A 12,146-nucleotide genomic window follows, 5' to 3' on the forward strand; every position below is an offset into this window, starting at 1 on the left:
CCTCATGAAACTCACGTTGAAAGTCTGGCGTCAGGAGTCCGGCGCCGCGGAGGGGCACTTCGAGGAGTACCTGCTGGAGGAGGTCGGACCCGAGTTCTCCCTCCTGGAGGCGCTCGACAAGCTCAACGACGACCTCGTTACCCGTGGCGAGGAGCCGATCGCGTTCGACTCGGACTGCCGCGAGGGCATCTGCGGGGCGTGCGGCGTGACCGTGGACGGCAGACCCCACGGCCCTCAGGAGAAGACGCCGTCCTGCCGGCAGCACCTCCGCTCCTTCGAGGACGGCGCCACCGTGCAGCTCGAACCGTTCCGCAGCGGCGCGTTCCCCGTGGTCAAGGACCTCGCGGTGGACCGCAGCGCGCTGGACCGGGTGATCGAAGCCGGTGGTTTCGTCTCCACCTCCGTGGGCACCGCCCCGGACGCGGACGCCATCCCGGTGTCCCACGAGGCCGCGGAGTGGGCGCTGGACCTGGCCGCGTGCATCGGCTGCGGTGCGTGCGTGGCCGCGTGCCCCAACGGTTCCGCCCAGCTGTTCGCCGGGTCCAAGACGATGCACCTGGCCACGCTGCCCTCCAGCCAGAAGGAGCGCAGCCGCCGGGCCAAGGGCATCACGCGTGCCGCCGAGGAGGAGTTCGGCCCGTGCTCGGTCTACGGCGAGTGCGCGGAGGTGTGCCCCGCGGGCATCCCGCTCACCGCGATCGCCGGGCTCAACCGGGAGAAGCTGCGGCAGGTGCTGCGCAACAAGGACGACTGACCCGGCCGCTTTCCACAACAGACGACGACGCTCGGTGCCCCGGGGGGGGTACCGCGCGTCGTCGTGCGGGGAGGGTTTGCCGGGCGGACTACATGGCGAGGTCGCCGAGGACCCACATCCAGCCGCTGCCCACCACGGTCCAGATGACGATGATCGCGACGGACATGATGAAGGCGACCTTGAACCACTCGGAGACCTTGACGTACCCGGAGCCGTAGACCACCCCGGACGGGCCGGACGCGTAGTGGCTGATGGCGCCGAAGAGGTTGCCGATGAAGCCGAGAGCGAGGGCCGCAAACATCGGCGGGGCACCGGCGGTGATGGCCGCGCCCAGGAACACGCCGTACATGGCGACGATCTGCGCGGTGTTCGAGGCGAACATGTAGTGCGCGTAGAAGTACACGAGCGCCAGGATGGCAAAGGCAACAGCCCAGGGCATGCCGCCGACGGCACCGGAAACCACCGAGCCGATCCAGGTGATGACGCCCAGGTTGTTCAGGTTCTCCGCCATGCCCACCAGGACCGCGAAGAAGATCAGGGTGTTCCAGGCGGAGCCGTTCTTGGCCATGTCGTTCCAGGTGAGCACCTTGGTCACGAGCAGCACCGCAATGCCGACGAAGGCCGCCGTGGTGGCGTTGACGCCAATGGCCGTGCCGAAGACCCACAGCAGCAGGAGCAGCACGAACGTGGCCGCCATGATGATCTCACCGCGGGTCATGGACCCCATCTTCTGCAGCTCGCTGCGCGCCATGGTGGGCGCTTCCGGGGTGCTCTTCAGCGTGGGCGGGTAGACCTTCATGAGCAGCCACGGGACCACCGCCAGGCTCACGAGGCCGGGAATCAGGGCGGCAAGGGCCCACTGGCCCCAGGAGATGTGCACGCCGAGCTTTTCGGCGGAGGCCACGGCCAGCGGATTGCCGGCCATGGCGGTGATGAACATGGCGCTGGTGATCACGTTGACGTGGGCAGCGGTGAACGTGAGGTAGGAGCCGAGCTTCCTGCGGGACTCGTCGGTGTCCGGGGTGGAACCCTGGACCTCCGCGACGGAGCGGACGATCGGGTAGATCACACCACCCGCGCGGGCCGTGTTGGACGGGGTGGCCGGTGCGAGCAGGAGGTCCGTGACGGCCATGCCGTATGCGATGCCCAGGGGCGATTTGCCGAGGACCCTGAGGAACATCAGGGCCACGCGGCGCCCCAGCCCGGTGAGCAAGAAGCCGTCCGCGATGAAGAACGCCGCGACGATGAGCAGCACGGCGGAGTTGGAGAATCCACTCAGCGCCTCCCCGCTCTTGACATCCATGGCACCGGTGATCATGGCCGTGGCCAGACCGATCAGCGCCACCGACGGGGTGGGCAGAGGCTGCAGGATGAGCCCCAGGATGGTGGCAACGAAGATGCCGAGCATGTGCATGCCGCGGGGGTCCACGCCCTCGGGTGCCGGGATGAAGAAGATCACCGCGCCCACCAGCACCATCAGTCCGAACTTCCAGAGCATGGAGACGGTGCCCCGATCCATTCTTCTCGAACTGGTTGTGGAATCGACCTGGCTACTCGACATTGTCCTCTCCGGGCCTCGCTTCAGCGAAGGACGTTTACGGTAACAACTGTAGACCTGGTGCTGGCCCGCCCTGGGGGGCCACGCCGGGGTATGCAGACAGGGACCGGTTGCTGTTTGAACGCGCCCTCATGTCCGGCGGGGTCTGCCAAACCGATCGGCCTGAGACATATGTGCTGGGTCGTACGGGTTCGTGCCCCATCCCCCGGAAAGCTTCGGATTGGGCGCTTCTCGCCCCCCTCCCCCCGCACAAATGTTTCATGCATCCAGGACCGCAAGGGAACCAGAAGGAGGAAGAATGACCACATGGCCAAGGAGAGCAGGACAGCAATCGATTCGTTCGTCACGGCTTCACGACCGACGCCCGACATGGATATCGCGCGGGACGTGCACGATCTGATCTCTCACATGCTGGGGGATGGCGCCTCAACCATAGATCCACACACGAAGATCTGGACGGTCGACGCTGCAGAAGACCTTCGCAGGCGCGTGGAGGACAATCCCATCGAGGGCACGGCACAGGGACAGTGGGACAAGCTGGAAGTGCAGCTGACCGGAGCCTCGCGCGCCGTCGTCCTTCTGGCCGCGGAAATTTCCTTCCTGCGCGAGCACCCAGTGCGGAACGCGCGACCCGCAACACGCCGACAGCACGTTGAAAGAATTCTGCGCCACCTCGACGACCCGTCCATCAGCATACCGGCCGTCATATCACGCTGTTTGGACCGCCGTTCCAACACTGCTGGTTTCGTACCTGGCATGGGGTACAACGGGGCCTTGTGGAAACACATCATCTGGGTCTCCACATTCATTCGTCACTGGGATTCGTTGAGTGATCCAGAACGGGAAAAAGCGCGCGCAGACCCGTGGGCTCTGCAACGAGTGATGCTCGCTTCTGGAACCGACCGTCCCGACATTCGAAACGCCTTCCAGTTCCTCGCCGCCCCGGACACGTTTGAGCCGATCTCTTCCATGCAGATGAAGAGAAACATTCGAGATGCGCTGGCCAACCGGGTCTCCACTTCCTCCGGAGACGACCCTGCGGCCATCGACCGCGACCTTTTCGCCATTCGTGGTGATCTGGCCAAAGAGTTCTCGGAACCGTTCCATTTCTGGACAGCGGGCGTCGCGGAGCTCTGGCAACCAGACCCGACGAACCCCTCCGAGGAGGAGTCGAGTGTCACCTCGGCGGAGCCCCGCCCCACCCACTACTGGCTCTACTCCCCTGGGCCCCAGGCATGCATGTGGTCCCAGTTCTTCACCGAAGGAATCATGGCCATCGAATGGGACGAACTGGGCGATCTTGCGCAGTACCCGAGCCGCGAGTCGATTCGCCAAGCCCTGAGTCGAGAAGGATCCGGTGCCACCGCTCACAGTCATGACGCACTAGCCCTGTGGCAATTTCAGCACGACCTCAAAATTGGGGACGTGGTCTACGCCAAGCGAGGACGACGCGAGGTGATCGGGCGCGGCGTGGTCGTCTCCGAGCCCAGGTTCGAGCCGGACCGGGAGACGTACCGCCATGTGGTAGCCGTGGAGTGGGACCGGCAGGGTTCTTGGCCGCATCCGGGCGACGCCGTGACAAAAACACTGACCGACATCACGAAGTACCGTGACTACGTCGAACAGCTCGAAGAACTCACCACTGGGGAAACCGGGGTGGAACTGACGGCGTCATCGAGACCCGCCCCTGCATACGGCAAAGAAGACTTCCTGGAGACGGTGTTCATGTCTGAGGACAGCTACGACCGCCTGAGTTCCCTGCTGCGGCGCAAGAAGAACGTCATCATGGCAGGGCCGCCAGGAGTCGGGAAGACGTACGCGGCGAAGCGTCTGGCGTACTCCATGATCGGGGCGAGAGACCCTCACCGCGTGCAGATGGTGCAGTTCCACCAGAGCTACTCGTACGAGGACTTCATCATGGGTTATCGACCCACGGAGTCCGGGGGTTTTGTCCTGACCGAGGGCCCCTTCTACAGGTTCTGTGAAACCGCCCGCGCGGATGACGGTTCCCGCCCGTACTTCTTCATCATCGACGAGATCAACAGAGGGAACATCTCCAAAATATTTGGTGAGCTGCTGATGCTCATCGAGGAGGACAAACGGGGTCAGGAGATCCGCCTGCTGCACAAGAATGAGTTGTTTTCTGTACCCGAAAACCTTCACATCATCGGCATGATGAACACCGCTGATCGAAGTCTTGCTGTGCTCGACTACGCCCTGCGCCGCCGTTTCGGGTTCTTCGACATGCGTCCGGGGTTTGATTCCGAGGGTTTCCGGACGTGGCTCGACGAGGCGGAGAACCCCGCACTGGAAAGAGTCGTGGAGACGGTCGTGCAACTCAATAAAAAAATTTCTGGGGACCCCGCACTGGGGCGGGGATTCGAAATTGGCCACAGCTTCCTCTCCAAGCCTTCGAGGGCCGTGGAAGCGGACCGGGCGTGGTTGGCGTCGGTCATTCGTCACGAACTGGTTCCGCTGCTGGAGGAGTACTGGTTCGACGAGACGGCCAGAGTCAAGGAGTGGTCGGACAAACTGTGGGCCGCCGCAGCATGAAAGATCGCACGGCCACTATCCGCAACATCTACGTGATGCTGGCCTATGCCTTCCGCGCGATACGCACTCCGGACGCGTCTGACGTGGGCACGGAGGAATTCACCCACATCCATGACCTTTTCGCGGAGATCTTGGCGCAGGGAGTGTCCGCGCAGGTGAAGCGCGGGGTGCATCACGACTACCTGCGCCGCGATGAGCAGCTGACAACAGTGCGTGGACGAATCGACGTGACCGCCACCATGGTGGCCCGGGCCGTCACCCCGGGCAGTGTCTCCTGCACCTTCGACGCGTACGAACCGGACACGCCGTTCAACCAGGCCCTCAAATCAGTAATGGTGCTGCTGATCCGTCATGGCGAGGTGGGGCAACCCCGCAAGGACGCGTTGCGGCGGCTGCTCCCCTATTTGGACGCCGTCACGCTGGTATCGCCCCGGTCGATCCGCTGGGAGAAATTCACCTACCACCGCAGAAACGCCGCGTATCGAATTCTTCTCGGAGTGTGCCAGCTCGTTGTGGAAGGGTTGCTGCCCACCGAAAACTCCGGCGATACGCAACTTGCCGAATGGTTGTCTCAGGAAGCCATGAGTGCCCTGTACGAGCGTTTTCTCCGGGAGTACTACGCTTTCCACCACCCGGAGCTCTCCCCCGCGGCACGACACGTAGCCTGGGACTACGACCCTGTGACCGCCGTGGGGGCAGATCAGCTACCCGCGATGAGAACTGATGTGACGCTGACGTCTGGCACCCGCACCCTGATCATCGACGCCAAGTACTACTCCCAACCGTTGACGTCAGGTGCCTACGGCAAACTGACGGTGCACTCCGCCAACCTCTACCAGATGCTGTCGTACATCAAGAACGCCGACGTCAGCAACGATGGGACTGTCAGCGGCCTGCTCTTCTACGCCCGTACCGACGCACCGGCGCAACCCAACGTGGACGTGGTCATCCAGGGAAACCGGCTCGGAGCGCGGACGCTTGACCTGGCTGCCCCGTGGCCCGATCTGAGGCATGAGCTCGAGGCCCAGCTTGCGTGGCTGTGACCGGCAAAACTTTTGATGGTCCCCATGCCCGGGACCGGGTCTGGGTCTGTTGCCAGTCTTAGACGTTAAACCGGAACTCCACCACATCCCCATCCTGCATCACGTACTCCTTGCCCTCCATGCGCACCTTGCCCGCGGCCTTCGCATCGGCCATGGACCCGGCGGCCATGAGGTCGTCGTAGGAGACGATCTCCGCCTTGATGAAGCCCCGCTCGAAGTCCGAGTGGATCACCCCGGCGGCCTTGGGGGCGGTGTCGCCCCGGTTGATGGTCCACGCACGGGCCTCCTTGGGGCCGGCGGTGAGGTAGGTCTGCAGGCCCAGGGTGGAGAAGCCCACGCGGGCCAGCTTGTCCAGGCCGGACTCGTCCTGGCCCTCCATCTCCAGCATCTCGCGGGCCTCCTCCTCGGAGAGCTCCACCAGATCCGCCTCGAGCTTCGCGTCCAGGAACACGCACTGCGCGGGCGCCACCAGCGCCTCCAGCTCAGCCTGACGCTCGGGTGAGGACAGCACGCCCTCGTCCGCGTTGAACACGTAGATGAACGGCTTGGCGGTGAGCAGGTTCAGCTCGCGCAGATTGTCAGTGTCCAGCTTCTCCGGCCCGGCGGCCTCGAAGATCGTGCGGCCCTCCGCCAGCACCTTCTCCGCGGCCTGGTACGCCGCGAGCTGCTCGGGCGAGCCCTTCTTGATCTTGACCTGCTTCTCCAGCTTGGGAATCGCGTTCTCCAGCGTCTGCAGGTCCGCCAGGATCAGCTCGGTGTTGATGGTCTCGCGGTCCGAGGCCGGGTCGATCTTGCCGTCCACGTGGATCACGTCCGGATCGTCGAACACGCGGATCACCTGGGCGATCGCGTGCGCCTCACGGATGTTCGCCAGGAACTGGTTGCCCAGCCCCTCCCCCTCGGACGCACCCTTCACGATGCCCGCGATGTCCACGAAAGACACCGTGGCCGGCACCACCTTCTGCGAACCGAACATCTCCGCGAGCCTGTCCAGCCGCTCGTCCGGCAGGTTCACCACACCCACGTTCGGCTCGATGGTCGCGAACGGATAGTTCGCGGCGAGCACCGTGTTGCGCGTGAGCGCGTTGAACAGGGTTGATTTTCCGACGTTCGGCAGACCGACGATTCCAATAGTAAGAGCCACGGCAGACCAGTCTACCGGTGCCCGGTCCGCCGGGGGGCCCGCCCGCGCACGTTCCGTCCCCGCGTCAGCAGGTTCCATCGGAAGTGCCCACCCCTGACACTTGTCACCCCCACGTCGTGACAAACCACGGTTCCGGGCCCGGGCCGCCCGCGGGAGGGTGGAGTCATGAACACCACAGCACCCCGGGAAGCCCCCGCGATCACCGTGACGGACGCCGTCAAGTCCTTCCGCACCCGCCGGGAAACGGTGCGCGCCGTGAGGGGTGTCTCGCTGCGGGTCCCGCGCGGCGACGTCGTCGCCCTGCTCGGTTCCAACGGCGCCGGGAAGACGACCCTGCTGGACATGGTCCTCGGCATGACCGACCCCACCGAGGGCGAGGTGCGCGTGTGCGGTGAGACGCCGCGCGCCGCGGTCGCGTACGGGAAGGTCGGCGCGGTGCAGCAAGCGGGCGGGCTGCTCGGGGACCTGTCCGTGCGCGAGACCGTGACCATGATCGCCTCGCTCTACCGCGACCACGCGCCGGTGGCCGAGGTGCTCGAGCGGGCCGGAGCCGCGCAGTTCGCGAACCGCAAGGTGTCCAGGTGCTCGGGCGGTCAGCAGCAACGCGTACGGTTCGCGCTCGCTCTGCTCCCCCGCCCCGAACTGCTCGTGCTGGACGAGCCCACCGCGGGCATGGACGTGCAGTCCCGCGCCGAGTTCTGGGACACGATGCATGTCGAGGCCCAGCGCGGGCTCACGGTCGTGTTCGCCACCCACTACCTCCAGGAAGCGGAGGATTTTGCGCGGCGCGTAGTGCTCATGGACCACGGCATGGTCCACCACGACGGGACGCTCGACAGCTTCCGTTCCGCCTCCACCCGTCAGACCGTCTCCTTCTCCTGGCCGGGGACGACGCCGCTGCCGGACCTTCCCGGCGTCACGCACCTCGATCGGGCGGGCACCCGCGTCACCGCGCACACCCGGGAATCGGACCGGCTGGCCCGCGTCCTGCTCACCGAGACCCCGGCCACCGAGCTGGAGATCTCCCGCGGCGGGCTCGAGGACGCCTTCGCCGCCCGCGTGAACCGCTCTGGCGAGCACTGAACCGCAGCGTCCCCGCCTCATCCGACCCACGAAGGATCCCGTCATGAACCTCACCTACACACTCCACGATTTCTGGCGCCAGGTCAGGGACGTCGCGAACATGTTCTTCATCGCCGTCCTGCCCGCCGCATTGTTCGTCATGTTCGGCGTCACCCAGGGCTGGTCCGGGGAATCCTCGGGCCACGGCAACGTCTCCGCGTACCTCATGGTGTCCATGGCCGCGTACGGAGCCGTCACCGCCACCACGTCCATCGCGGGCAGTGCGGCGGTCGAGAGGCTGCAGGGGTGGGGCCGCCAATTGGCCATGACCCCCATGGGCACGGGCGGGTACGCCGCGACCAAGGTCACGGTGGCGGTCTCCGTGGCCGTGATACCGGTGATCATCGTGTATCTGGCCGGCCTGCTCACCAATTCCATGCTGGACGACCTCTGGCGCTGGTTCGCGACCGCCGGGATCGTGGTGGCCAGCTCCTCGGTCTTCGCGCTCTACGGACTGGCCGCGGGGTTGTTGTTCCGCTCGGACGGGGCCGTGAGCGCGGCGTCCGGTCTGCTCGTGGTGCTCGCATTCCTGGGCAACGTGTTCATGCCGCTGTCCGGTGCATTGCTGGACTTCGCCCGCTTCACGCCCTTGTATGGGATCGTGGGACTTGCCCGCTATCCGATTACCGAAGGCTGGGTGGTCGCCGTGGACGGCACGGCCGAACAGGACAGCGTGTGGCTGCTACTGGCCAACGTGGGTGTCTGGGCCGCGATCTTCGGCGCCATCGCCCTGATCGCGGCCCGGAGAGCAACGGCCCGCCGATGACCACCAGGACTTCCGAGAACCCCGCGGTCCGGGGTACCGCGTGCGCGAGCGACCCCGCCCCGGGGACATCGACGTGGCCGGACGTCCTCTACGCGTCCGTGTGGTTGGTCTTCCTCTTCTTCCCGGCCTCCGGGGTGCTCTCCGCACCCGTCTCGAGCGGCACGAAGGCGCTGGGCCTGACCGGTCTGGGCCTGTTCGCCGCACTCTACGTGGTCTCGTGGTTGCTCGAGTACCCGTTCCCGCGCCGCAGCGAACGGGCCAACGCCCTGTTCTGGTGTCTCGTTCTCTTACTGCCGCTGGCTCTCGTGGTGCCGGCCGCGGGGCTGGCCGTCACGTACGTGGCGCCGTTCTTCGTGGCCGTGTGCATCTTCCGGTTCAGTATGCGGGCCTCACTGATCTCCGCGGCGGTGGTGGTGCTCGCGGCGAGCGTCCCGTGGCTGCTCGCCCGACCGCCGCACGAGTGGGGGTGGCCGCTGATCGGGACCCTGCCCGCGGTCTTCCTGCTGCTCATCTCCCGGTGGATGATGGAACGCTCCGGGGTCCAGGAGGAACTGAAGCGGGAGCTGGAGCTGGCTCGGCAGCGCGAGGCGGTGGGCCGCGACGTCCACGACATCCTGGGCCATTCCCTCACCGTGGTGTCCATGAAGGTCCAGCTGGCCCAGCGGCTGCTGACCACCGATCCGCAGCGAGCCGCCCAGGAACTCGACGACGTCCTGGTCCTGACCCGCGACTCCCTCACCGACGTGCGCTCCACCGTGGGCAAACTGCGCGAACCGGAGCTGAGCGTCCAACTCGTCCAGGCCCGCGCCGCTTTGCGCTCGGCAGGCATCACGCCGCACCTGCCCGACACCGTGCCCTCGATCGACGCAGCACGGCGTTCCGCGTTCGCCTGGATCCTGCGTGAGGCCGTGACCAACACGGTGCGTCATTCCGCGGCTTCCTCGTGCCGGGTCACGCTCACTCCCACCACGTTGACCATCACCGATGACGGCGTGGGCCTCGCACGAACGGACGACGACGCTGTACCCGCCCCACCCTCCGACGCGGCCACGCGCGCATTGGTCGACGACGTCGTCATGTCCCCCGTGCGTGGCAACACTGGCTCGGGTGGAGCGGCCGACGACCCCGGGTCGGGACGGACCGGGGACAGCACCGGGCCGGGCCACGTGCGGAACGGGGCGGCAGCGGCGTCGTCGTCCGTGCTGCACGGCAACGGACTACCCGGCAATGGCCTGCGGGGCATGCGGGAGCGGACCGAGGCCGCCGGATTGCGGTTGACCCTGACCTCGCCCGTGGTCGGCACGGACGGTGGATTGCGGATCGTGGTGGAGCCGGCATGAATCCGATCTGCGTGGTGATCGCCGACGACCAAGCGCTCGTCCGGGCCGGGCTCGCAGCCTTGCTGGACCTGGAACCGGACATCCGCGTGGTGGCCCAGGTGGGCGACGGCAGGGAGGCCGTGGCCGCGGTGACCTCACAGCACGTAGACGTGGCGCTGCTCGACGTCGAGATGCCCGTACTGGACGGGCTCGAGGCCACCCGGGAGATCACAGCCGGCGGCTCGGGAACGCGGTGCCTGATCGTGACCACGTTCGACCGGCCGGGGTACCTGCGCCGCGCCTTGGAGGCCGGGGCGAGCGGCTTCGTGGTCAAGGACACGCCCGCGGAGCAGCTCGCGGAGGCCATCCGGCGCGTTCATGCGGGGCTGCGCGCGATCGACCCCGCGGTCGCGGAGGAATCACTCGTGGCCGGTGCCAACCCGCTGACCCAGCGGGAGCAGGACGTGCTGCGCGAGGCCGCGAACGGCGCGTCCGCCAAGCGGATCGCCGCGGCCCTGCACCTCTCCCCCGGTACGGTGCGCAATCACCTGTCCTCCGCGATCGGCAAGACGGGTGTGCAGAACCGGTTGGAGGCCGCGGCCCTGGCCCTGCGCAACGGGTGGATCTGAGCCGCGGTCACCCGTGCGCTTGTGCGTGTCGGACGGTCTTGTCATCGTGAGCCCATGGACGGTTCCGTGATGTCTCAGGTGTGGTGGCTGTGGGCGCTGTTCGCGCTCGTGGTTGGCGGGGTGCTCGGGTACCTCGTGGCCTCGCGGAAGGCCAGGGTGCTGGAAACCGAGCTGGACGAGGCCCAGGAACAACGACTCGCCGCGCTACAGGAAGCGGCCGCGGATCGTTCCGCCCGCGAACAACTCGAACAACGGGTGGATTCACTCGAGGCCCGCTCGGTGCAGGACCAGAACGTGATGCGCGCCCTGGCTCCGCTCAACGATCAACTCTCCACCGTGGGGCGACACGTGAACCAGTTGGAACGGGACCGCGCCCAGCAGTTCGGCGCGGTCGCCCAGGCGTTGGAAGCGGCCCGCACCACGGACCGGCAACTCCTGCAGGCCACGGGCTCGCTCGAATCCTCGCTGCGTTCCACCACCGCGCGCGGTGCGTGGGGTGAGATGCAGTTGCGCCGCGTCGTGGAGGCCGCCGGGATGACCCGCCACGTGGACTTCACCGAGCAGGCCGTGCGTACCACGGACAGCGGCGTGCAGCGACCCGACATGGTGGTCAACCTGCCCGGTGCGCAGACCGTGGTGGTGGATGCCAAGGCCCCCATGAACTCGTACTTGGACGCCCAGGCGGTCGCGTCGGACGGCGCGGCGGAGAGCGAGCAGCGCCGCGCCCAGTTGCTCATGGCCCACGCCAAAGCACTGCGCTCCCACGTGAACACCCTGGGCACCAAGAGGTACTGGTCCGCGGAGGAGAACTCCCCCGAGCTCGTGATGTGTTTCGTGCCCATCGAGTCCGCGCTCGCCGCTGCCCTGGACGCGGACGCGTCCCTGTTGGAGTACGCCGCGCGCAACAACGTGGCGTTGGTGTCCCCCGTGTCCCTGTTGGCGGCCCTCAAGGCCGTGGCATTCAGCTGGCGCCAGGCCACCCTCACGGACAACGCGCGGGAGCTCTACCGGTTGTCGCGGGAGCTGTATGACCGCATGGGCGCGGTGGGCAAACACCTGGCCGACATGGGCGGGTCACTGCGGCGCTCCGTGGACGGGTACAACAAACTCGTGGGGTCGCTGGAATCACGGGTGCTGCCCTCTGCCCGGAAGATCGCCGAACTGGATCCCACGAGCGCGGGAACCGATGCCCTGGACACCAAACCCGTGGACTCGGTCCCCCGGCCGCTGACGGCCACGGAATTCGTGGAGGACTGAC

10 protein-coding genes are annotated in these 12,146 nt (G+C 66.5%); 8 read left to right on the forward strand and 2 right to left on the reverse strand.

Features of this window, described 5'->3' with window-relative positions; genetic code table 11:
- Nucleotides 1-4 precede the first annotated feature (4 nt).
- Nucleotides 5-754: a succinate dehydrogenase/fumarate reductase iron-sulfur subunit gene (locus tag A5728_RS11995; protein WP_064847288.1), complete on the forward strand. Its 750-nt coding sequence runs from the start codon at nucleotides 5-7 to the stop codon at nucleotides 752-754.
- Between the two features lie 88 nt (nucleotides 755-842).
- On the opposite strand, the gene A5728_RS12000 is transcribed toward A5728_RS11995, so the two are convergent.
- Nucleotides 843-2,273 carry an anion permease gene (locus A5728_RS12000; protein WP_064847289.1) on the reverse strand — a complete coding sequence of 477 codons (1,431 nt, stop codon included), beginning with the start codon at nucleotides 2,271-2,273 and terminating at the stop codon, nucleotides 843-845.
- 345 nt (nucleotides 2,274-2,618) lie between these two features.
- Here A5728_RS12000 and A5728_RS12005 point away from each other — a divergent pair, with 345 nt between their 5' ends.
- Both A5728_RS12005 and mcrC read left to right on the forward strand, forming a co-directional pair.
- Nucleotides 2,619-4,865 carry an AAA family ATPase gene (locus tag A5728_RS12005; RefSeq protein WP_064847290.1) on the forward strand — a complete coding sequence of 749 codons (2,247 nt, stop codon included), beginning with the start codon at nucleotides 2,619-2,621 and terminating at the stop codon, nucleotides 4,863-4,865.
- Nucleotides 4,847-5,908 (forward strand): 5-methylcytosine-specific restriction endonuclease system specificity protein McrC, encoded by a 1,062-nt coding sequence (gene mcrC / locus A5728_RS12010; RefSeq protein WP_231885641.1) that lies wholly within the window; start codon nucleotides 4,847-4,849, stop codon nucleotides 5,906-5,908. The genes A5728_RS12005 and mcrC overlap by 19 nt, the downstream gene beginning before the upstream one ends.
- Before the next feature lie 58 nt (nucleotides 5,909-5,966).
- Here the strand turns inward: mcrC and ychF are convergent, their stop codons facing one another.
- Complete coding sequence (gene ychF / locus A5728_RS12015; protein WP_064847291.1) at nucleotides 5,967-7,052, reverse strand: redox-regulated ATPase YchF; 1,086 nt, start codon at nucleotides 7,050-7,052, stop codon at nucleotides 5,967-5,969.
- Between the two features lie 165 nt (nucleotides 7,053-7,217).
- Between ychF and A5728_RS12020 the strand changes: the two genes are divergently transcribed.
- The 5 genes from A5728_RS12020 to rmuC are packed head-to-tail and all read left to right on the forward strand — an operon-like array spanning nucleotide 7,218 to nucleotide 12,145.
- On the forward strand, nucleotides 7,218-8,135 hold the full coding sequence (locus A5728_RS12020; RefSeq protein WP_064847292.1) for an ABC transporter ATP-binding protein: 918 nt from the start codon (nucleotides 7,218-7,220) through the stop codon (nucleotides 8,133-8,135).
- A 43-nt stretch (nucleotides 8,136-8,178) separates the two neighbouring features.
- Nucleotides 8,179-8,940, forward strand: a complete 762-nt coding sequence (locus A5728_RS12025; protein ID WP_064847293.1) for an ABC transporter permease — start codon at nucleotides 8,179-8,181, stop codon at nucleotides 8,938-8,940.
- On the forward strand, nucleotides 8,937-10,280 hold the full coding sequence (locus tag A5728_RS12030) for a sensor histidine kinase (protein WP_082943455.1): 1,344 nt from the start codon (nucleotides 8,937-8,939) through the stop codon (nucleotides 10,278-10,280). Before A5728_RS12025 ends, A5728_RS12030 begins: the two co-directional genes overlap by 4 nt.
- Complete coding sequence (locus tag A5728_RS12035) at nucleotides 10,277-10,888, forward strand: response regulator transcription factor (RefSeq protein WP_064847294.1); 612 nt, start codon at nucleotides 10,277-10,279, stop codon at nucleotides 10,886-10,888. Before A5728_RS12030 ends, A5728_RS12035 begins: the two co-directional genes overlap by 4 nt.
- A gap of 54 nt (nucleotides 10,889-10,942) precedes the next feature.
- The gene (rmuC, locus tag A5728_RS12040; RefSeq protein ID WP_231885642.1) at nucleotides 10,943-12,145 is read left to right on the forward strand and encodes a DNA recombination protein RmuC; all 1,203 of its coding nucleotides are present in this window, start codon (nucleotides 10,943-10,945) and stop codon (nucleotides 12,143-12,145) included.
- Nucleotide 12,146 lies beyond the last annotated feature (1 nt).

Source organism: Kocuria sp. ICS0012, assembly GCF_001665945.1.
Taxonomy (GTDB): Bacteria; Actinomycetota; Actinomycetes; order Actinomycetales; family Micrococcaceae; genus Kocuria; species Kocuria marina.

Excerpts from the sequence above, each read along its gene's own strand:
- A5728_RS11995 (WP_064847288.1), top strand. The coding sequence starts at position 5 with ATGAAACTCACGTTGAAAGTCTGGCGTCAGGAGTCCGGCGCCGCGGAG.
- A5728_RS12000 (WP_064847289.1), bottom strand. The coding sequence starts at position 2,273 with ATGGATCGGGGCACCGTCTCCATGCTCTGGAAGTTCGGACTGATGGTG.
- A5728_RS12005 (WP_064847290.1), top strand. The coding sequence starts at position 2,619 with ATGGCCAAGGAGAGCAGGACAGCAATCGATTCGTTCGTCACGGCTTCA.
- A5728_RS12020 (WP_064847292.1), top strand. The coding sequence starts at position 7,218 with ATGAACACCACAGCACCCCGGGAAGCCCCCGCGATCACCGTGACGGAC.
- A5728_RS12025 (WP_064847293.1), top strand. The coding sequence starts at position 8,179 with ATGAACCTCACCTACACACTCCACGATTTCTGGCGCCAGGTCAGGGAC.
- A5728_RS12030 (WP_082943455.1), top strand. The coding sequence starts at position 8,937 with ATGACCACCAGGACTTCCGAGAACCCCGCGGTCCGGGGTACCGCGTGC.
- A5728_RS12035 (WP_064847294.1), top strand. The coding sequence starts at position 10,277 with ATGAATCCGATCTGCGTGGTGATCGCCGACGACCAAGCGCTCGTCCGG.
- rmuC (WP_231885642.1), top strand. The coding sequence starts at position 10,943 with ATGGACGGTTCCGTGATGTCTCAGGTGTGGTGGCTGTGGGCGCTGTTC.